Origin of the sequence: Lutimaribacter saemankumensis, from assembly GCF_900100005.1 — a bacterium.
Lineage (GTDB): Bacteria > Pseudomonadota > Alphaproteobacteria > Rhodobacterales > Rhodobacteraceae > Lutimaribacter > Lutimaribacter saemankumensis.
Map to the genome: position 1 here is coordinate 62,276 of NZ_FNEB01000007.1, position 18,701 is coordinate 80,976.

Here is an 18,701-nt window from a genome sequence, read left to right on the forward strand (position 1 = left end):
CGGTTACCAGATCGTATCCCACACCTCGTAGAGCGCCGTGCCGAGAGCGGCGATGAAGGCGTAACCCAACACGATGAACAGCCCGTCGCGCGTGACCAGGCCGATGGCCAGGAGCGAGACCGCCGTCGCGCCGATTGAGGTGACCATGGGCAGCGGTTCGAGGATCGGCCAGGGCAGCACGGTCGCCATGATGGTCAGCATTACGATCCATTTCAGCGGGCGGTGCGTCAGAAAGGACAGGCGGCGTTTCGTGCGGCGGTCGATCCAGCCCAGCGGTTTGTGCAGGAAGTCTATGGCGCCATCCAGCTTGTCCCGGCCGATCCGGCGATCCAGCAGGACGCCGGGCAGCCAAAGGTGATTGCGGCCCAGCAGGTACTGGGTCGCAACGGCGAGAATGATCAGCGCTCCGGTGGTCGGCATCCCCGGAATCGCGGATAACGGCGACACGAGAACCAGCCCGGTCAGCAGGATCATGGTCGTGAACGACCTGTCGCCCACATGGCCAATGATTTCGCGCAGTGAAACATGGGCGGCCCGGTCGTCCGGGCGCATCGCCTCGAGCAGCGCATGCAGGTTGTCGGGACCGGCAGCGGGCATCAGGTTTCGGCTTCGAGGATGGCGCGCAACCCCTCGCGGTAGGTGGGGTACAGCAGTGTCACGCCAAGCTCATCCTTGATGCGGTCGTTCGAAACACGTTTGGATTCGGAATAGAAGCTTTGCGCCATCGGCCCGAGATCGGCCTGTTCGAAAGGCACCTCCGGCGGCACCGGGACGCCGATCAGCTTTGCGGCCTCTTCGATCACATCCTGGGGCGGGGCCGGGTCATCGTCGCAGACGTTGTAGGCGGCGCCGGGATTCGGACGTGAGATCGATGCGGCCAGAACCTGTGCGATGTCATCGACATGGGTGCGGGAAAACACCTGGCCCGGCTTGATGATCCGGCGGGCGGTGCCGTCGCGCAAGCGATCGAAGGCGCTGCGGCCCGGTCCGTAGATGCCCGCAAGGCGGAAGACATGCAGCGGCAGGCCGGGGATCGCGCGCCAAGCGTTTTCGGCATCGACGCGACGCGTCCCTCGCCGTGTGGTCGGCGTGAGGGGCGTCGACTCGTCGACCCAGCCGCCGCCATGATCACCATAGACGCCCGTGGTGGACAGGTAGCCCGCCCAGGCGAAATTCGGGGCCGCACGGGTGATTTCGCCGCCGAAAGCGGCCAGCACAGGGTCGCCCTGTTCGTCGGGCGCCACCGAGGACAGGATGTGAGTCGCGCGGCTGATTACAGCGCCGATATCATCCTTGCCCCATACCAGCGGTTTGACGGAGTCCGACCGTAAATCGCTGACTTTGCTGGGGTTTCGAGTTGTTCCGTAGACCGTCCAGCCGTCAGCGATCAGCCGACGCGCAAGGGCTTGCGCCACGAAACCGTGACCAAAGGAGAGAAGGATTTTTTCCATTCCTGATAAATGGGTTAGGCGTGCCATCCTGACAAGTGTTACAAAAATCTCTTTGAGAAGACGGTTTTGTAACTTATAACATGTTCAGCGAACAGCAGGAGGCCAGCCATGTATAGCCAGGGTCTGATTGGTGCCGATGGTAGCACCACGGAAACGCAGGAATTTCTCGATGCCTTTCAAAAGCGCATCGACGCCGAGGAAAAGATCGAACCCACCGATGCGATGCCCGAAGGGTATCGCCGCACGCTGGTTCGCCAGATCGGCCAGCACGCCCATTCCGAGATCGTCGGCATGCTGCCCGAAGGCAACTGGATCACCCGCGCGCCCAGCCTGCGCCGCAAGGCCGCGCTGCTGGCGAAGGTGCAGGATGAAGGCGGGCACGGTCTCTATCTTTATTCGGCAGCCGAGACACTGGGTGTCAGCCGCGAGCAGATGACCGAAGAGCTGCATTCCGGCAAGGCAAAGTATTCGTCGATCTTCAACTACCCGACGCTGACCTGGGCCGATATCGGCATCATCGGCTGGCTGGTCGACGGCGCCGCGATCATGAACCAGATCCCGCTTTGCCGCTGTTCTTTCGGCCCCTATGCCCGCGCGATGATCCGGGTCTGCAAGGAAGAGTCGTTCCACCAGCGTCAGGGCTATGAGATCGTGATGACCCTGGCGCAGGGCACGCCCGAGCAGAAGGCGATGGCGCAGGACGCGCTGAACCGTTGGTGGTGGCCGTCCATCATGATGTTCGGCCCGCACGATGCGGATAGCCAGCATTCGGACCAGAGCATGGCGTGGAAGATCAAGCGGTTCAGCAATGACGAGTTGCGCCAGAAATTCATCGACGCCACCGTGCCGCAGGCGGAATACCTGGGCCTGACGATCCCTGACCCGGACCTGAAATGGAACGAGGAAAAACAGGGCTACGATCACGGGCGGATCGACTGGGACGAGTTCTGGCGCGTGGTCAAGGGCCACGGCCCGATGGCGCGCGACCGCATCAAGGACCGCAAGGCGGCATGGGACAACGGCGCCTGGGTGCGCGAGGCCGCGCTGGCCCATGCCGAAAAGCGCCGCACCCGGAAAATGGCGGCAGAGTAATACGGGGACGGGCGGGGCGACGCTCGCGGCCATGGCCGCATCGCCCCGCCCACCGTCCCGCAGATCGGGGGCTCTGCCCCCGGACCCCCGGAAGTATTTTCAGCAAGATGAAGGGATGAGGCCATGACGCAAACGACGCCTCTTTGGGAAGTTTTCATCCGGCCCCGCAACGGGCTGAGCCACAAGCATGTCGGCTCGATCCACGCAGCCGACGAGGTGATGGCGGTGCAGGCGGCGCGCGATGTCTATACGCGGCGCGGCGAAGGCACGTCGATCTGGGTCGTGCGTTCGGCCGATATCGTGGCGAGCGACCCCGACCAGGCCGGCGAGAATTTCGAGCCGACCGCCGACAAGATCTATCGGCATCCGACGTTTTACGAGATCCCCGAAGAAGTGGGGCATATGTGATGGCGATCTTCGAGGCGATCCTGGAACTGGCGGATGACCACCTGGTGCTGGGCCATCGCATCAGCGAATGGTGCGGCCATGCGCCGATGCTGGAAGAAGACCTTGCGATGCCGAACATGGCGCTGGACCTGATCGGCACGTCGCGCACCCTGTACGATCATGCCGGCAAGCTGGAAGGCAAGGGTCAGTCCGAGGACGATCTGGCCTATCTGCGGGGCGAGCGCGAGTATCGCAACTGCCTGCTGGTCGAGCGGCCGAACGAGGATTTCGCGCATACGATGCTGCGGTCGCTGTATTTCGCGGCGTTCATGCGGCCCTACTGGCTGAAGACGCTGGAAATGACGAATGACGAGACGGTGCGCGGTGTGGCGGGCAAGGCCGAAAAGGAAATGGCCTATCACATCCGCCATGCCGGGGAGTGGGTCATTCGCCTGGGCGACGGCACCGAGGAAAGCGCCGCGCGGATGCGCGATGCGGTGGCGGCGCTGCATATCTACACCGACGAGCTGTTCGAAAGTTCGCCCGCCGCGGCCGAGGCCGAGAGGGCAGGCGTTCTTCCGGTGCGCGCAGATTTGCGCGCGGCCTGGGACGAGGTGATCGGCCAGGTGTTCGCCGAAGCATTCCTGGAGGCACCCGAGGTGCCGTATCCCCAGACCGGCGGACGCAAGGGACTGCACGGCGAGGGGCTTGGCCATCTGCTGGCCGAGATGCAATCGGTCTATCGCGCCCATCCCGGAGCGACGTGGTGAGCGTTTGCTGGCAGGGAACTGGTGAGGCGGCATGGGAGGCGGCGGCCTCGGTGCCCGACCCGGAGGTGCCCTGCGTGACGGTGGCCGATCTTGGTATCTTGCGCTGGGTCAGGGTCGAAGACGGTGTCGCCGTGGCGGGTGTCACGCCGACCTATTCGGGCTGTCCGGCCACGCTGGCGATTGAACTGGCGATCGAGGCGGCGTTGCGCGATGCGGGTTTCGACGCCCGGATCGAACGTGTGCTGACACCGCCCTGGACCACCGACTGGATCACCGCGGAAGGCCGCGAGAAGCTGCGCGAGTATGGCATCGCTCCGCCCGAGGAAAGCGGCGGCAAGGCAACGCTTTTCGGTGCGCCCGAAGTGACGTGCCCGCGCTGCGGCAGCCGCGAGACCGAGCGCCTGTCCGAGTTTGGATCGACGGCCTGCAAGGCGCAGTATCGCTGCCTGAGCTGCCGTGAACCTTTCGACTATTTCAAATGCATCTGAGGGGGACACCGATGTTCCACGAACTGACCATTCGCGCCGTAAGGCAGGAAACGCCCGACGCCGTTTCGATCACCTTTGACACACCCGACGCCGGGTTCGACTGGCAGCCGGGTCAATACCTGACCCTGCGCGCCGATGTGCAGGGTGAGGACGTGCGTCGGTCCTATTCGATCGCGTCGCTGCCCGGACAGCCATTGACGGTGGGCGTCAAGAAGGTCGACGGCGGGCTGTTTTCGACATTCTGCCAGGGGCTGAAGTCGGGCGATCGCATCCAGGTGATGCCGCCCGAGGGTCGGTTCGTAACCCATGGTGAAACGGATATCGTTCTGATCGCGGCGGGTTCGGGGATCACGCCGATGGTGTCGATTGCCGGCGAGGCGCTGTCGCGCGGCGCGCGGGTCACGCTGATCTATGGCAACCGCAATTTCGGGTCGATCATGTTCCGCGACCAGTTGGAAGCATTGAAGGACCGCTATGTCGACCGCTTCACCCTGGTCCATATTCTGAGCCGCGAACCGCAGGATGTCGATCTGCTGAACGGGCGGATCACCGGCGAAAAGGTGGCCGCGCTGGGCCGCGCGGGTGCGGTTGATCTGACGGGCGCGGACGGGATTTTCCTGTGCGGGCCGGGCGACATGATCGACGACGTGACCGCCACGCTGGAAGGGCAGGGCATCGCGCGGGATCGTATCCATTTCGAACGCTTCTACCAGGACGGCGAAGCGCCGCGCGCCCCGAAATCCGCTGCGGCCGAAGCTGCCGCCGAAGCGGGTGCGATGGTCGAGGTCATCCTTGACGGGGCACGCCGGCAATTCACAGTCACGGCCGAGGACGACACGGTTCTGGATGCCGCGGCACGGCAGGGGCTGGAACTGCCCTATTCTTGCAAGGGCGGCATGTGTTGCACCTGCCGATGCAAGGTGTCCGAGGGCAGCGCCGAGATGGCGGTGAACTATTCGCTGGAGCCGTGGGAGCTGGAAGCGGGTTTCACGCTGGCCTGCCAGACGCGTCCCACGAGCGAAAAGCTGGTTCTGGACTTCGACGCTGCCTGATGACGCCTGTCCGGGTCAGACAAGTCTGACCCGGCCTTTCCTTGTCAGCTCGAATACGTCGTCGCCCAGAAACAGGGCGGCGGTGACCTTGCGCCCATAGCCCGCGCCGCTGTCCAGGTTCACGCGGTTTCCATAGTGCTGCGCATAGTCGACCGGCGTGTGACCGTGCACGATAAGTGCGCCGTGATCACGGCTGTCGTCGTGAAACTCCTGCCTGATCCACAGAAGGTCGGTTTCCGATTGCGCATCGAGCGCCACGCCCGGACGGATACCGGCATGGGCAAAGAACAGATCGCCCACATGGTGTGACAGTTTCAGGTCGCGCAGGAATTGCGCATGTGACGTGGGAACCTGCGCGCGGATTTCGTCGGCCAGATCGAACATGCGGCGGCCTTCGACCTTTTTCACGCCGTAGGAGGCGACAGTTTCGCGCCCGCCGATCCGGTCGTGCATCCAGTGATAGCCGACCAGCATGTAGGGGTCGTGCCTGGGTGGGTTTTCCAGGTACCATTCCATCATTCGGTCGTGATTGCCTTTCAGGAAGGTCCAGTTGCGGCCTTCGGCCTGTCCTTTCGACAACAGATCGATGACGCCGCGGCTATTCGGGCCGCGGTCGACGTAATCGCCCAGGAACACGACCGGGGCGCCGGCGCCGCCATCGGCCTCGATCAGCGCAAGCGCGTCTTCCAGCTTGGAAAGCTGGCCGTGGATGTCGCCGATTGCATAGATGGGGTCTGTCATGTCCTGCGGCTTAGCGGAAATCGGTGCCGGGCAAAAGGCCGATGCACACCGGCATGAAAAAGGGCGCCACCCCGGCTGGAATGGCGCCCCTTGTTTCTGTCCTGGTTCGCGGTATCAGGCGACGTCGAATACCAACGGCTTGATCTGCTGGAACAGGCCGGTCTTGCCCAGATCTTCCAGCACGTTCGCCGGAGGTTGCGCGTCGAGATAGAGCAGCGCGATCGCCTCGCCCCCGGCCGCGGCACGGCCCAGGGTAAAGTTCGCGATGTTCACGCCGTTCGCGCCCATCGTCTGACCCAGGGCACCGATGATACCGGGCACGTCCTCGTTCGTGGTATAGAGCATGTGGCTGCCCACCTCGGCGTCGATATTGATGCCCTTGATCTGGATGAAGCGCGGCTTGCCGTCCGAGAACACCGTGCCCGCCACGGAACGCTCGCGCTTGTCGGTGACGACGGTGACCTTGATATAGCCTTCGAACGCGCCGGACTTGTCCTGGTTCGTGGTGCTGATCTTGATCCCGCGTTCCTTGGCGATGACCGGCGCGGAAACCATGTTCACGTCAGGGTTCACCTTTTTCATGATGCCGGACACGACCGAGCAGTTCAGCGCCTCGAGGTTCATCGAGGCAACAACACCGTCATACAGGATGTTGATTGCCTTGATCGGTTCGTCCGTCATCTGGCCGACAAAGCTGCCAAGATGGCCGGCAAGCGAAACCCAGGGGCCCATGACCTTGGCCTCTTCGGCGGTCATCGACGGCATGTTGAGCGCGTTTTCGACCGCGCCGTCCAGCAGGTAGTTGGCCATCTGTTCGGCCACTTGCAGGGCGACGTTTTCCTGCGCTTCGGTGGTGGCGGCGCCCAGGTGCGGGGTGCAGACCACGTTGGGCAGGTTGAACAGCGGGTTTTCGGTGGCCGGTTCGACGCTGAACACATCGAAGGCCGCACCGGCGACATGGCCGGATTTCAGAAGATCGGCTAGCGCCTCTTCGTCGACAAGGCCGCCGCGTGCGCAGTTGATGATGCGCACGCCCTTTTTGGTCTTTTCCAGGTTCTCGCGGCTCAGGATATTGCGGGTCTGGTCGGTCAGCGGCACGTGCAGCGTGATGAAATCCGCGCGCTTGAGCAGGTCATCGAGGTCTTCGACCTTTTCGACACCCATCTTTTCGGCCTTTTCGACGCTCAGGAACGGGTCATAGGCCACGACCTTCATTTTCAGGCCGCGCGCACGGTCGCACACGATGCCGCCGATGTTGCCCGCGCCGATCACGCCCAGCGTCTTGCCGGTCAGTTCGACACCCATGAATTTCGACTTTTCCCACTTGCCCGCGTGGGTCGAAGCGCTGGCCTCGGGGATTTGGCGGGCCACGGCGAACATCATCGCGATGGCATGTTCAGCAGTGGTGATCATGTTGCCGAAGGGCGTGTTCATCACGATCACACCCTTTTTCGACGCTGCTTCCTTGTCGATGTTGTCGGTGCCGATCCCGGCGCGGCCGATCACCTTCAGCTTGTGGGCGTTTTCCAGGATCGTCGGCGTCACCTTGGTGGCCGAACGGATGGCGAGGCCATCGTAATCGCCGATGATCTCGGCCAGTTTTTCCTTGTCCTTGCCGACCTCGGGCATGAAATCCACATCGATCCCGCGATCGCGGAAAATCTGGACGGCGGCATCGGACAGCTTGTCGGAGATGAGAACTTTGGGAGCCATATTTTTGGTCCTTTGAAGCTATGTCAGGGGGCGTCAGGTACTGCGCGTCGTCGTTGCGATGACCGGCCGCAGCCCTGACGAGGGAATGTTATTGAGCGGCGATTTCTTCGTGGAACGCCCAGTCGAGCCAAGGCAGCATCGCCTCGACGTCACTGGTTTCCACGGTGCCGCCGCACCAGATGCGCAGGCCTGCCGGAGCATCGCGATAGGCGCCCACATCGAGAGCAACGCCTTCGGTTTCGAGCCGCTTTGCCACGGCCTTGGCGAAGGCTGCACCATCCTTGATGCGGTCATCGGTGAATTTCAGGCAGACGCTGGTGTTCGACCGTGTGGCCGGATCGTTTGCCAGGTTGTCGATCCAGTCGCGGGCTTCGCAGAAATCCCAGATCGCCTTGGCGTTGGCATCCGCGCGGGCCATCAGGCCCTTGAACCCGCCGACCGAACGCGCCCAGTCGAGCGCGACAAGGTAATCTTCGACTGCCAGCATCGAAGGCGTGTTGATCGTTTCGCCGACAAAGATCCCTTCGATCAGCTTGCCGCCCTTGGTCATGCGGAAGATCTTGGGCAGCGGCCAGGCGGGCGTGTAGCTTTCCAGCCGTTCGACCGCCCGCGGGCTGAGGATCAGCATGCCATGGGCCGCTTCGCCGCCCAGCACCTTCTGCCAGCTGAAGGTCGTGACATCCAGCTTGTCCCAGGGCAGATCCTGGGCGAAAGCGGCGCTGGTCGCATCGCAGATGGTCAGACCGTCGCGGTCGGCGGGGATCGCATCGCCGTTCGGCACGCGCACGCCCGAAGTGGTGCCGTTCCAGGTGAACACGACATCTGTGTTCCAGTCGACCGTGGACAGGTCGACGATATCGCCGTAATCGGCGGTCTTGACCTCGGCGTCGATCTTCAGCTGCTTGACGACGTCCGTCACCCAGCCTGCGCCAAAGCTTTCCCATGCCAGCATGGTGGCCTTGCGTGCGCCCAAGAGCGACCACATCGCCATTTCGACGGCGCCGGTGTCGGATGCCGGCACGATCCCGATACGGTAATCTGCGGGGATACCCAGCAGTTCACGCGTGCCTTCGATCGCGTCCTTGAGCTTGGCCTTGCCCACCGCGGCGCGGTGCGACCGGCCCAATGCGGCATCGGACAGCTTTGTCAGATCGAATGTGGGGATTTTGGCGCAGGGGCCAGAAGAAAAACGCGGGTTAGCCGGCCGCGTTGCCGGTTTGGTCATAGCCATGATGTGCTACCCTTCCAGATAAGCGCCCCTCGTTGGGGAGGGGTGTCCCACGGACGCACATACGGGGGAGCGATGCGGCTGACAAGCGCAGAAATGACGCAGCCGCGGCGGTTAATCGCTAAATTGCGACATATCGCGTTCCGATAGGAAACTGCCCGAGGGTGTCTGGCGGTCGGATGCGGCTTGGCGTTATAGAGCGCGGGACGTTTTTCGCACCAAAGGCACGGACCCATGTTCACCTGCACCCTGATCGCCCGGCCCGGCACGCTCGACCCGGCACTTGTCGAAAGCCTGCGCAATGCCTGGGGCGGCGGTGATGCGCAGTGGCTGTCCCCGGACGAAGCGGCGGAATTCCCGCTGGCCGCTATTCCGGCCAACCGCTGGGATGTGTGGGCCGATGTGCAGGAACTGGGCGTGGACCTTGTCATCCAGCACAGCGAGGGCCGGCGCAAGAAGATGCTGCTGGCCGATATGGACAGCACGATGATCCAGCAGGAATGCATCGACGAGCTTGCCGACGAAGCCGGGGTGGGCGACCGCGTCAAGGATATCACCGCCCGCGCAATGAACGGTGAGCTGGATTTTGAAGGCGCACTGACCGAACGCGTGGCCCTGCTGAAGGGGCTGGATGCCGGTGTGATCGATCATGTTCTGAACACGCGCATCACCTATATGCCGGGCGGCGCGGCCCTGCTGGCCACGATGAAGGCGCATGGGGCGCACACGGTTCTGGTATCGGGCGGGTTCACCGCGTTCACGGCAAAGGTGGCGGCCGAGCTTGGCTTTGACGAGAACCGTGCCAACACGCTGCTGGTCGAGAACGGCAAGCTGACCGGCGATGTCGCCCGGCCGATCCTGGGCCGTCAGGCCAAGGTCGACGCGTTGGAACAGGTGACCGCAAGGCTGGGCCTGTCCGATGCGGATGTGATCGCCGTGGGCGACGGGGCCAACGATCTTGGCATGCTGCATCGTGCAGGGGCGGGCGTGGCGCTGCATGCCAAACCTGCCGTAGCGGCGGAATGTGATCTGCGCGTGAACCACGGCGATCTAACGGCGCTGTTGTTCCTGCAAGGCTACGCGCGCGCGGAATTCGCGGCGGTCTGATCCGCGCCGCGGTTCAGGCCGCGAATGCCGCCGCTGGCCGGATCGAACCGGTCTCCAGCCCGGCGAAGTTGCGGATCGGGGCATTCAGGAATTTCCGTGCCGCGGGATGATTGGCATCGAGAAGGCCCAGCCGGACCAGGATTGCGGCAATGGCGCATTCCGCGCCCCGCGTCCCGCCATCGGTGATCTTCAGCGCGACACCCAGCTTACGTTCGGGGATGATTGCTATAAAGAACGCTTCGGCCCCGGTTTTCAGGGCCACACGCCCGTCCATGGCGCGCATCAGTTCGGTGCATGCGCGGCCTTCGCCTGCGACAAGCTCGGGGTAGGTCACCATGGCCTGCACCAGCGCGGCTGCCGCCGTCTGTTGTGTTCCGGCGCCGTCCCGCGCGGCCGCGAAAAAAGCCATTGCGCGCGCCATGCCATGCAGCGAGGTCGCGAAATTGGGGGCTGAGCAGCCGTCGATGCCGAATCCGGGGCTTTCCTCGCCGGTGACATCTTCAAAGGCCGTCTTGCAGGCCATTTGCACCGGGTGATCGGGGTCGACATAGTCCGGGCCAGCGCCCAAGTGGTCGGACAGAGTCAGAAAGCCGGCGTGCTTGCCAGAACAATTGTTGTGGATGCGGCAGGGCGCCCGGCCCTCGCGGATCATGGCATCGCGGATTTCGATGTCACGGGGTTCCTGCGGGCCGCAGCGGAAATCGTCGTCGGCCTTGCCGATGTGATCCAGCCAGGCCTGCACACGGTCGATATGGATCGCTGCAGCGTTGTGTGACGCGCAGGCCAGCGCAAGATGTTCGCCGCCCAAACCGGCGGCCTTGGCGGCACCGCTGGTCAACAGGGGCAGGGCCTGGATCATCTTGGAAGACGACCGCGGCAGGACAATCGCCTGCGGGTCTCCCCATGCCTCGACGATCTGGCCTGTGTCGTCACAGATCACCGCATGACCCAGATGCACGCTTTCCAGAATCGGGCCACGCCAGATCTCGGCCATTGGAACGGGGTTTGTCATGATCTTTGCCCTTCAAATCTGTGCGAAAATTCGCCAATGGCCCTTTCGCCGGTGGCGGATCCTACGTTAATGTCGCAATGTCGAGACGGATTGGTGCCGTATGAGCAAAGCGAAAACAAGCGGCATCGAATGAATTGAGGCTAACGAACAGCTGGAGGCTGGTCACATGGTATCACGGATTGCGAAAACGCTGGCCTGCGCCACTATGGTGCTGGCGGGTACGCATGCCTGGGCGCAAGACACGAGCGACAACCAGGTTGCCGCAAAAACCGATTGGAGTGTGTTCGAAGACACCGACCCAAAGGAATGCTGGGCGGTTTCCTCGCCCAAGGAAACGGTCAATACCCGCGATGGGCGCGTGGTGGCGGTGCGACGGGGTGAAATCCTGTTCATGGCGTTCTATCGCCCGGCGGCCGGGGTGCAGGGTCAACTTGGGTTCACCGGGGGCTATCCCTTTGCAAGCGGATCGACGGTGAACCTGAATGTCGACGGAACCGAGTTCGAACTGTTCACCGAAGGCGAATGGGCCTGGCCGGCATCTGCCGCGGATGACGCCAAGATCATCACCGCGTTGAAGCGCGGGGCAAGCGCCGTATTGACGGCGCGGTCTTCGCGCGGGACGACCACCAAGGACACTTTCTCGCTCCTGGGCTTTACCGCAGCTCTGGAAGAGGCCGAAAAACGCTGCCAGTAAGGCGCGTGCCTGGCAAACAATCGTATCAGGGGCGTCCGGGTCACCCGGGCGCCCTTTTCATTGTGCGGGCCAGGGTTGTCTGAAAAGCCACAACACCCGGATCATGCGTTGCTTTTTCTGGACGCGTCGCACCGCATTCTGTAGCTTGGTGGCAAATCGGGGCGAAAAGACCCCGCACCTTGAGGCAGTCGAATATGTTTCCCGAGCGGTTCTCGAACCTACCGGCCTATGCGTTCCCGCGCCTGCGCGCGCTGCTTGACCCGCATCCTGCGGGCGGCCCGGTGCGTCATATGACAATCGGTGAACCCAAGCACCCGTTCCCCGCGTGGATTTCCGACATCATCGCACGCGAAATGTCGGGTTTCGGGCAATACCCGCCCAACGAAGGCACGCCGGAACTGCGCGGCGCGATTACCGACTGGCTGCACCGTCGCTATGGCGTGACGATGGACCCGGAAACGCAGGTGATGGCGCTGAACGGGACGCGCGAGGGGCTGTACAACGCCTGCATGGCGCTGATCCCCGAGGTCAAGAACGGGGCGAAACCGGCCATCCTGATGCCGAACCCCTTTTACCAGGTCTACATGATCGGGGCGATTTCGGTGCAGGCGGAACCCGTCTTTGTGCCGGCGACCCGCGAAACAGGGTATCTGCCCGATTACATGTCGTTGCCGGCCGACCTGCTGAACAGGGTCGCGGCCGCCTATATCTGTTCGCCTGCAAACCCGCAGGGCGCCGTTGCAAGCCGCGCTTACTGGACCGATCTGATCGGGCTGGCCGAAAAATACGATTTCCAGGTCTTCGCCGACGAATGTTACAGCGAAATCTACCGTGGTGAACCGCCTGTCGGTGCGCTTGAGGTCGCGGGCGAAATGGGCGTGTCGCCCGATCGCGTGGTGGTGTTCCATTCGTTGTCGAAGCGGTCCAACCTGCCGGGGCTGCGATCCGGCTTTGTCGCGGGTGGAGAAGAAAGCATCAAGCGGATGAAGCAGCTGCGCGCTTATTCCGGTGCACCTCTGCCGCTGCCGCTTCAACGCGTGTCCGAGGCCGTCTGGGCCGACGAAGCGCATGTGCAGGAAAACCGCGCGCTTTACGGCGAAAAGTACGCGGTCGCGGACCAGATTTTTGCCGGCGTCAACAGCTACCAGGGCCCCGAGGCCGGGTTTTTCCTGTGGCTGCCGGTCGAGGACGGCGAAGCCGCCGCATTGAAGGCCTGGACGGAAACCGGCGTTCGGGTGCTGCCCGGCGCCTACCTGAGCCGCGAGACGGCACAGGGCAATCCGGGCCAGGGTTATATCCGGGTCGCGATGGTGGCCCCCCTGGAAGAGATGCGCGAAGGGCTGATCGCCCTGCGCGATTGCATCTACAGGTAACGAAAAGAAACGAGGACGAGGCGAGGCATGGCATATCAGACACGGGGGCGTGATCCGCTGTTCGACAGCGACATGGCCGAGGCAATCGAAAAGCGCGGCAAGGAATTGTTGGGTATCGGCCTTATGGTTCTGGCCGCCGCCGCCGCCGCGATGGTCATCAGCTACCACCCCGAAGATCCGTCGTTCCTGTCGGCCACGGATCAGCCGGTTCAGAACTGGCTTGGCCGCTTCGGTGCCTCGATTGCCGCGCCGCTGTTCATGATCGTCGGATGGGCCGCCTGGGGCCTGCCGATCGTTCTGGGGGCCTGGGGCTTGCGGCTGGTGTTGCATAGCGGTGCAGAGCGCGCAGTTGGCCGGTTGATCTTTGCGCCGATCTGGGTTGCCGTGCTGTCGCTTTATGCCGCGTCCCTGACGCCGGGGGCGGAATGGGCGCAAACCCATTCCTTTGGGCTGGGCGGCCTGTTCGGGGACACCGTTCTTGGCACGCTTCTGGGCATTCTACCCGTTGGCGCCTCTTTTGGCCTCAAGGTCATTTCGCTGCTTCTGGGTGCGTCCATGCTGGTGCTTGGAGCGTTTGTTCTGGGCTTCACCATGCCCGAGCTGCGCCGCATCGCACGCTTTCTGATCGTTGGCCTGGTCGTGGCCTATGCCGGTCTGATGACCCTTTTGGGTCGTGGTGCCGGCGGGGCCGTGCAGGCCGCGCGGAGCATGCAGGCCCGCGCCGCCGAGCGCCGCGCCGAACGAGAACTGGCGGCACAGGAAGCGGCGGAATACGCGGCCGCACAACAGGCCGTCGCCCCGCCGATGATGCACCGGGTGCGCCGTGCCGAACCTCCGGTCTCTGCCGGGCATGACCTGATCGAGGACGACGACGAGCCGGTACGTGGCGGCCTTTTCGCCCGTATGCCGAGCCTCATCCGCCGGCCAGAGCCTATGCCCGAACCTGAACTCGTAACCCCCGATCCCGTTGCGGGCGACCCCGATATGCCGGGCGACGATCGTATCCGTGCAAAGATCGCGGATGTCATCAAAAGCCGTGCCCGCGGCGGTGCGGCGATCATTGCGCCGGGCGTGGCGCCGCTGACCAAGGGGCGCGGCCGTGGCCCCGACCCCTTGCTATTGAACACCGCGCGCCCCGCGGTTGGCGGGCTGCCGCCCGAGCCGCCGTTGACCGCCGCGCATGCCGCGCAGCCGGCTCTTTCGGTACCGCCGGCACCTGAAAACATCTTTGAAGACGACGACGGTGATGACGGATACCTGCCTTTGCAGGAAGAGCAGTTTGCCCAGCCGGTGATCCCGACGGCCGAGCCGCGAAAGGTCGTTCAGCACCCCGCGCGTAAACCGGTCCAACCCTCGTCGCGTGCGCGTGCCGAGGCGCAGCCGGCACTCCCGCTGGAAGACCGGGCCTCGGTCGCCTATGAACTGCCGCCGCTGAACCTGCTGGCCAGCCCGGAAACGGTGCAGCGCCAGCAACTGAGCGACGAAGCCCTGGAAGAGAACGCGCGGATGCTGGAAACGGTCCTGGACGATTATGGCGTCAAGGGCGAGATCGTCAGCGTTCGCCCCGGTCCCGTCGTGACCATGTACGAACTGGAGCCGGCCCCCGGCCTCAAGGCCAGCCGCGTGATCGGCCTGGCCGACGATATCGCGCGGTCGATGTCGGCGCTGTCCGCCCGCGTATCGACCGTTCCGGGCCGCAGCGTGATCGGGATCGAACTGCCGAACGACTATCGCGAGATGGTGAATTTCCGCGAAGTCCTGTCGAGCCGTGATTATGGCGACGGCAAGCACAAGCTGCCCCTGGCGCTGGGCAAGGATATCGGCGGCGACCCTGTCGTCGCGAACCTGGCCAAGATGCCCCACCTGCTGATCGCGGGCACCACCGGGTCGGGTAAATCGGTGGCGATCAATACCATGATCCTGTCGCTGCTTTACAAGCTCACCCCCGAGGAATGCCGGCTGATCATGATCGACCCGAAGATGCTGGAACTGTCCGTCTATGACGGCATCCCGCACCTTCTGTCGCCCGTTGTCACCGACCCGAAAAAGGCGGTCGTTGCCTTGAAATGGGTCGTGGGTGAAATGGAAGAACGGTATCGCAAGATGTCCAAGATGGGCGTGCGCAACATCGACGGCTTCAACAGCCGCGTGGCCGACGCCTTGGCCAAGGGCGAGATGTTCAGCCGTACGGTGCAGACCGGGTTCGACGATGAAACCGGCGAACCCGTGTTCGAAACCGAAGAGTTCGCACCCGAAAAGATGCCCTATATCGTCGTCATCGTCGACGAGATGGCCGACCTGATGATGGTTGCGGGCAAGGAAATCGAAGCCTGCATTCAGCGTCTGGCGCAGATGGCGCGTGCGTCCGGCATTCACCTGATCATGGCCACGCAGCGGCCGTCGGTGGACGTGATCACCGGCACGATCAAGGCGAACTTCCCGACGCGGATTTCGTTCCAGGTGACATCCAAGATCGACAGCCGCACCATCCTGGGCGAGCAGGGTGCCGAGCAGCTTTTGGGCCAGGGCGACATGCTCTACATGGCGGGTGGCGCCAAGATCACCCGCTGCCATGCGCCCTTTGTCTCGGATGAAGAGGTCGAAGAGATCGTCAACCACCTGAAATCCTATGGCCCGCCCGAATATATCGGTGGCGTCGTGGAAGGCCCGGATGATGACAAGGCCGACAATATCGACGCCGTGCTTGGCCTGAACACCGGTGGAAACACTACGGGCGAGGATGCGCTTTACGATCAGGCGGTGGCGATTGCGATCAAGGATCGCAAATGCTCGACCTCGTATATCCAGCGCAAGCTGGGCATCGGCTATAACAAGGCTGCGCGCTTGGTCGAGCAGATGGAAGACGAAGGCATCGTGAGCGCCGCAAACCACGTGGGCAAGCGCGAAATCCTGGTGCCCGAGCAATAAGTTGCCGGATGACGGACCCGTCGCGGTAACGTGACGGGCCGCATCTGGCGCGCTGGCCTGCCAAGGCATATTTTGGGTGCATGATGGTTTTACGTTCCGTTCTTGCCGTGGCCCTGACACTCGCCACGTCCCTGCCAGCCGCAGCCGAAAAGCTGTCGCTGGCGGAAATCTCGCGCTATCTGAACGACCTTCAGACGGCGCAGGGCGCGTTTACGCAGATCAACGACGACGGCACGATCGACACTGGCACGATCTATATCAAGCGTCCGGGCCGTGTCCGGTTCGAATACGCGCCACCGAACCCGGCGTTGGTATTGGCGGGGGCTGGCAGCGTCGCGGTTTTCGATGCGCAGTCGAACACGGGACCGGATGTCTACCCCCTGAACCAGACGCCGCTGTCGATCATTCTCGCGCGTGACGTCGATCTGACCCGTGCCCGTATGGTGGTCGGGCACGACTCGGACGGCACCACCACGACGGTGACGGCGCAAGACCCCGACAATCCCGAATACGGCAACATCCAGCTTGTGTTCACGGCCAACCCGACCGAGTTGCGTCAGTGGCGGATAAACGACGGCGCCGGTGGCACGACCACCGTTGTGCTGGGCGAAATGACGATTGGCGGCGCGATCAGCAATCGCCAGTTCGACATCCAGCGCGAGGCCGAAAGCCGCGGCGGCCGCTAATCCCGCGCCGCGCGGCGGGCCAGCTTTTCCGCAAGGTTCAATCCGACACCGGGGCGTGACCAAGGGCATTGGGCGATGCAGATCGCGCAGCCATGCGTTTCATTGAAAAAGGGCAGGCAGCGGTCGAAATCGACATACCATTTCGAAACCCCCCGCACGGTCTGCTTTTCCGGCGAGAGGGCTTGTGGCGGACAGGCATCTTCGCACACACGGCACGCGGCGCAGAACGCGTCTATTCCGAAGTCACGCGGCGGGGTTGGGGCGAATGGTGCATCGGTCAGAACCGCAGACAATCGGAAAGACGCGCCCATTTCCGGGTTGATGATGCTGCCGTGCTTGCCCAGCTCTCCAAACCCGCAGGCCAGCGCCGGCGGTATCAGCGCAAGCGCCCCGGTCATGGGGCCGGTCACGGGTTCGGCCTCCCAGCCTTGGCCGCGCAGCCAGTTGGCCACGGTTTTGGCGGCGCCTGCGGCGCGTCCGTATTGCCGGACGACCTCGCCCCCGGCATCCGGTTCCGGGGCTTTGGCGATTGCATCGTAATCGTGCTGCACGCCCAGAACGATCACGCGGGATTGCGGTATCTCGTATCCTTCGAACACCCAGCCCGGCTGCATTTCGGCCACGCCGGTCATTTCGCAAGTGCCATCCGCCACGAACCGGTCGAGCGCCGCCGTCCAACCGCCGGGCGCATGGTCGACACGCGCGGCTGCGACGTCGGCCATCGGTGTGTCGAGTATCTCTTGCCGCGCGGCCCTGGCTGCAACCAGCGCAGGGTGATCGGGTCGCACGCTGTAGAACCACCGCTGCATGCGGCCATGCGGAATGGTATCGGGATCAGGCGCCCAATATACCATGCGGGGGCGGCGCGGCGCGGTTTCGCCCAATCCGTTTATCGTGTTGCCGGACACTTCCGGTGCCAGCGCCATCTGCGCGGGATCGGGGGTGAACGGGCGGTGTGGCGATTTGCGCGGCATGATCCCAGCTTAGCCGGCATTTCCGGGCTGGCAAGATCAGGCCGCGAGCAAGGCTACATGTTGCAGGGTCACACCGGAATCTGCCGCGAAGGTCGCGATCGGAACGCCATCCAGTGTCAGGGCGACACTGCCGGGAATTTCAGGGTCGTTTGCCAGACCCAGGGTTGGTTCGATACCTGCCGACGCGTCATAGACCACGACGATCTGATCCTCAGTCGGGTCGAAATCATGGAGTGTGACAGGCTCTGAGATCCAGTCGCCGACCACCACGGTATCGGCGCCTTCGCCGGTGTCCACATGATCGGCATCGCCCGCTTCGATGATATCATTGCCGCCACCGCCGTTCAGGAAATCGGTGGCATCGTCCCCGCGGCCGGTCAGGGTGTCGTGGCCCCAGCCCCCGAAAAGCGTGTCCTCATCCGCGCCGCCATCAAGAATGTCATCGCCCAACCCGCCATGCAGCGTATCGTTTCCAGCATTGCCGGCGAGGGTGTCCGCGCCGCCGCCGCCGGCAAGGCTGTCATCGCCCTCACCGCCCGACAGGAAATCGTCATCGGCGGCACCAAACAAGGTATCTGACCCGGACCCGCCAAGAAGGTCATCGTTGCCGGTATCGCCCTGCAAAGTGTCGTCACCTGCGCCACCCGAAAGAGTGTCATCGCCGGAATGCCCGTGCAGATCGTCATCTCCGGCCCCGGCATCGAGGCTGTCGTCGCCGGCACCACCGCCCATTTCATCGACGCCATTGCCGCCGGACAGAACGTCGTTGCCCGCGCTTCCCGCGATGGTTTGATCGCCGTCCGACAATGCGAACATGTCCCCGGTGCCAGCGAGGGAGGTCAAATCGTTTCCGGTTTCCGACCCCGGCGTATCCGGCGCATCGACATCGTCAGCCGGCTCGCCGTCTTCCGGCATTACGGCGACAACGGCGGCCCCGGCCATCATGAGGCCAAAAAGACTGGCAAGCATCAACATCGTCAAACCCCGACACACTCACACCCATCG

At 63.5% G+C, this 18,701-nt stretch carries 18 protein-coding genes; 10 read left to right on the forward strand and 8 right to left on the reverse strand.

The window, feature by feature from the left end:
* Nucleotides 1-3 precede the first annotated feature (3 nt).
* Both BLT50_RS13430 and BLT50_RS13435 read right to left on the reverse strand, forming a co-directional pair.
* Complete coding sequence (locus BLT50_RS13430) at nt 4-597, reverse strand: exopolysaccharide biosynthesis protein (RefSeq protein ID WP_090029222.1); 594 nt, start codon at nt 595-597, stop codon at nt 4-6.
* A complete protein-coding gene (locus tag BLT50_RS13435; protein ID WP_090029223.1) occupies nt 597-1,451 on the reverse strand; it encodes an SDR family oxidoreductase in 855 nt (284 codons plus the stop codon). The genes BLT50_RS13430 and BLT50_RS13435 overlap by 1 nt, the downstream gene beginning before the upstream one ends.
* Nucleotides 1,452-1,559: 108 nt before the next feature.
* Between BLT50_RS13435 and paaA the strand changes: the two genes are divergently transcribed.
* The 5 genes from paaA to BLT50_RS13460 all read left to right on the forward strand — a co-directional run bounded on the left by paaA (nt 1,560) and on the right by BLT50_RS13460 (nt 5,240).
* Entirely contained in the window at nt 1,560-2,543 is a 984-nt protein-coding gene (gene paaA / locus BLT50_RS13440; RefSeq protein WP_090029224.1) for a 1,2-phenylacetyl-CoA epoxidase subunit PaaA, read from the forward strand.
* A gap of 123 nt (nt 2,544-2,666) precedes the next feature.
* A complete protein-coding gene (gene paaB, locus BLT50_RS13445; RefSeq protein WP_090029225.1) occupies nt 2,667-2,951 on the forward strand; it encodes a 1,2-phenylacetyl-CoA epoxidase subunit PaaB in 285 nt (94 codons plus the stop codon).
* The gene (paaC, locus tag BLT50_RS13450; RefSeq protein WP_090029226.1) at nt 2,951-3,700 is read left to right on the forward strand and encodes a 1,2-phenylacetyl-CoA epoxidase subunit PaaC; all 750 of its coding nucleotides are present in this window, start codon (nt 2,951-2,953) and stop codon (nt 3,698-3,700) included. The genes paaB and paaC overlap by 1 nt, the downstream gene beginning before the upstream one ends.
* Complete coding sequence (gene paaD, locus BLT50_RS13455) at nt 3,697-4,188, forward strand: 1,2-phenylacetyl-CoA epoxidase subunit PaaD (protein ID WP_245723391.1); 492 nt, start codon at nt 3,697-3,699, stop codon at nt 4,186-4,188. The genes paaC and paaD overlap by 4 nt, the downstream gene beginning before the upstream one ends.
* Nucleotides 4,189-4,199: 11 nt before the next feature.
* Nucleotides 4,200-5,240 (forward strand): 2Fe-2S iron-sulfur cluster-binding protein, encoded by a 1,041-nt coding sequence (locus tag BLT50_RS13460; protein WP_217629236.1) that lies wholly within the window; start codon nt 4,200-4,202, stop codon nt 5,238-5,240.
* A 15-nt stretch (nt 5,241-5,255) separates the two neighbouring features.
* Here BLT50_RS13460 and BLT50_RS13465 read toward each other — a convergent pair whose 3' ends face one another.
* The 3 genes from BLT50_RS13465 to BLT50_RS13475 all read right to left on the reverse strand — a co-directional run bounded on the left by BLT50_RS13465 (nt 5,256) and on the right by BLT50_RS13475 (nt 8,925).
* The gene (locus BLT50_RS13465) at nt 5,256-5,981 is read right to left on the reverse strand and encodes a metallophosphoesterase family protein (protein ID WP_090029229.1); all 726 of its coding nucleotides are present in this window, start codon (nt 5,979-5,981) and stop codon (nt 5,256-5,258) included.
* A gap of 114 nt (nt 5,982-6,095) precedes the next feature.
* Nucleotides 6,096-7,694, reverse strand: a complete 1,599-nt coding sequence (gene serA / locus BLT50_RS13470; protein WP_090029230.1) for a phosphoglycerate dehydrogenase — start codon at nt 7,692-7,694, stop codon at nt 6,096-6,098.
* An 88-nt stretch (nt 7,695-7,782) separates the two neighbouring features.
* Complete coding sequence (locus BLT50_RS13475) at nt 7,783-8,925, reverse strand: phosphoserine transaminase (RefSeq protein WP_090029231.1); 1,143 nt, start codon at nt 8,923-8,925, stop codon at nt 7,783-7,785.
* A 231-nt stretch (nt 8,926-9,156) separates the two neighbouring features.
* On the opposite strand from BLT50_RS13475, the gene serB reads away from it, so the two are divergent.
* Nucleotides 9,157-10,029, forward strand: a complete 873-nt coding sequence (gene serB, locus BLT50_RS13480) for a phosphoserine phosphatase SerB (protein ID WP_090029232.1) — start codon at nt 9,157-9,159, stop codon at nt 10,027-10,029.
* Between the two features lie 13 nt (nt 10,030-10,042).
* On the opposite strand, the gene BLT50_RS13485 is transcribed toward serB, so the two are convergent.
* A complete protein-coding gene (locus BLT50_RS13485) occupies nt 10,043-11,041 on the reverse strand; it encodes an asparaginase (protein WP_090029233.1) in 999 nt (332 codons plus the stop codon).
* Between the two features lie 166 nt (nt 11,042-11,207).
* On the opposite strand from BLT50_RS13485, the gene BLT50_RS13490 reads away from it, so the two are divergent.
* The 4 genes from BLT50_RS13490 (at nt 11,208) to BLT50_RS13505 (ending at nt 16,722) form a co-directional block, all read left to right on the forward strand.
* Entirely contained in the window at nt 11,208-11,735 is a 528-nt protein-coding gene (locus BLT50_RS13490) for an invasion associated locus B family protein (RefSeq protein ID WP_090029234.1), read from the forward strand.
* Nucleotides 11,736-11,929: 194 nt separating this feature from the next.
* Nucleotides 11,930-13,108 (forward strand): aminotransferase class I/II-fold pyridoxal phosphate-dependent enzyme, encoded by a 1,179-nt coding sequence (locus BLT50_RS13495; protein ID WP_090029235.1) that lies wholly within the window; start codon nt 11,930-11,932, stop codon nt 13,106-13,108.
* Nucleotides 13,109-13,135: 27 nt separating this feature from the next.
* Nucleotides 13,136-16,036, forward strand: a complete 2,901-nt coding sequence (locus tag BLT50_RS13500; protein WP_090029236.1) for a DNA translocase FtsK — start codon at nt 13,136-13,138, stop codon at nt 16,034-16,036.
* A gap of 80 nt (nt 16,037-16,116) precedes the next feature.
* Nucleotides 16,117-16,722, forward strand: coding sequence for a LolA family protein (locus tag BLT50_RS13505; RefSeq protein ID WP_090029237.1), 606 nt, complete (start codon nt 16,117-16,119; stop codon nt 16,720-16,722).
* Here BLT50_RS13505 and BLT50_RS13510 read toward each other — a convergent pair.
* Nucleotides 16,719-17,696, reverse strand: coding sequence for a 4Fe-4S dicluster domain-containing protein (locus BLT50_RS13510; protein ID WP_090029238.1), 978 nt, complete (start codon nt 17,694-17,696; stop codon nt 16,719-16,721). The two genes, BLT50_RS13505 and BLT50_RS13510, sit on opposite strands and share 4 nt — an antisense overlap.
* A gap of 36 nt (nt 17,697-17,732) precedes the next feature.
* Nucleotides 17,733-18,665 carry a calcium-binding protein gene (locus tag BLT50_RS13515; RefSeq protein ID WP_245723392.1) on the reverse strand — a complete coding sequence of 311 codons (933 nt, stop codon included), beginning with the start codon at nt 18,663-18,665 and terminating at the stop codon, nt 17,733-17,735.
* Between the last annotated feature and the right edge of the window lie 36 nt (nt 18,666-18,701).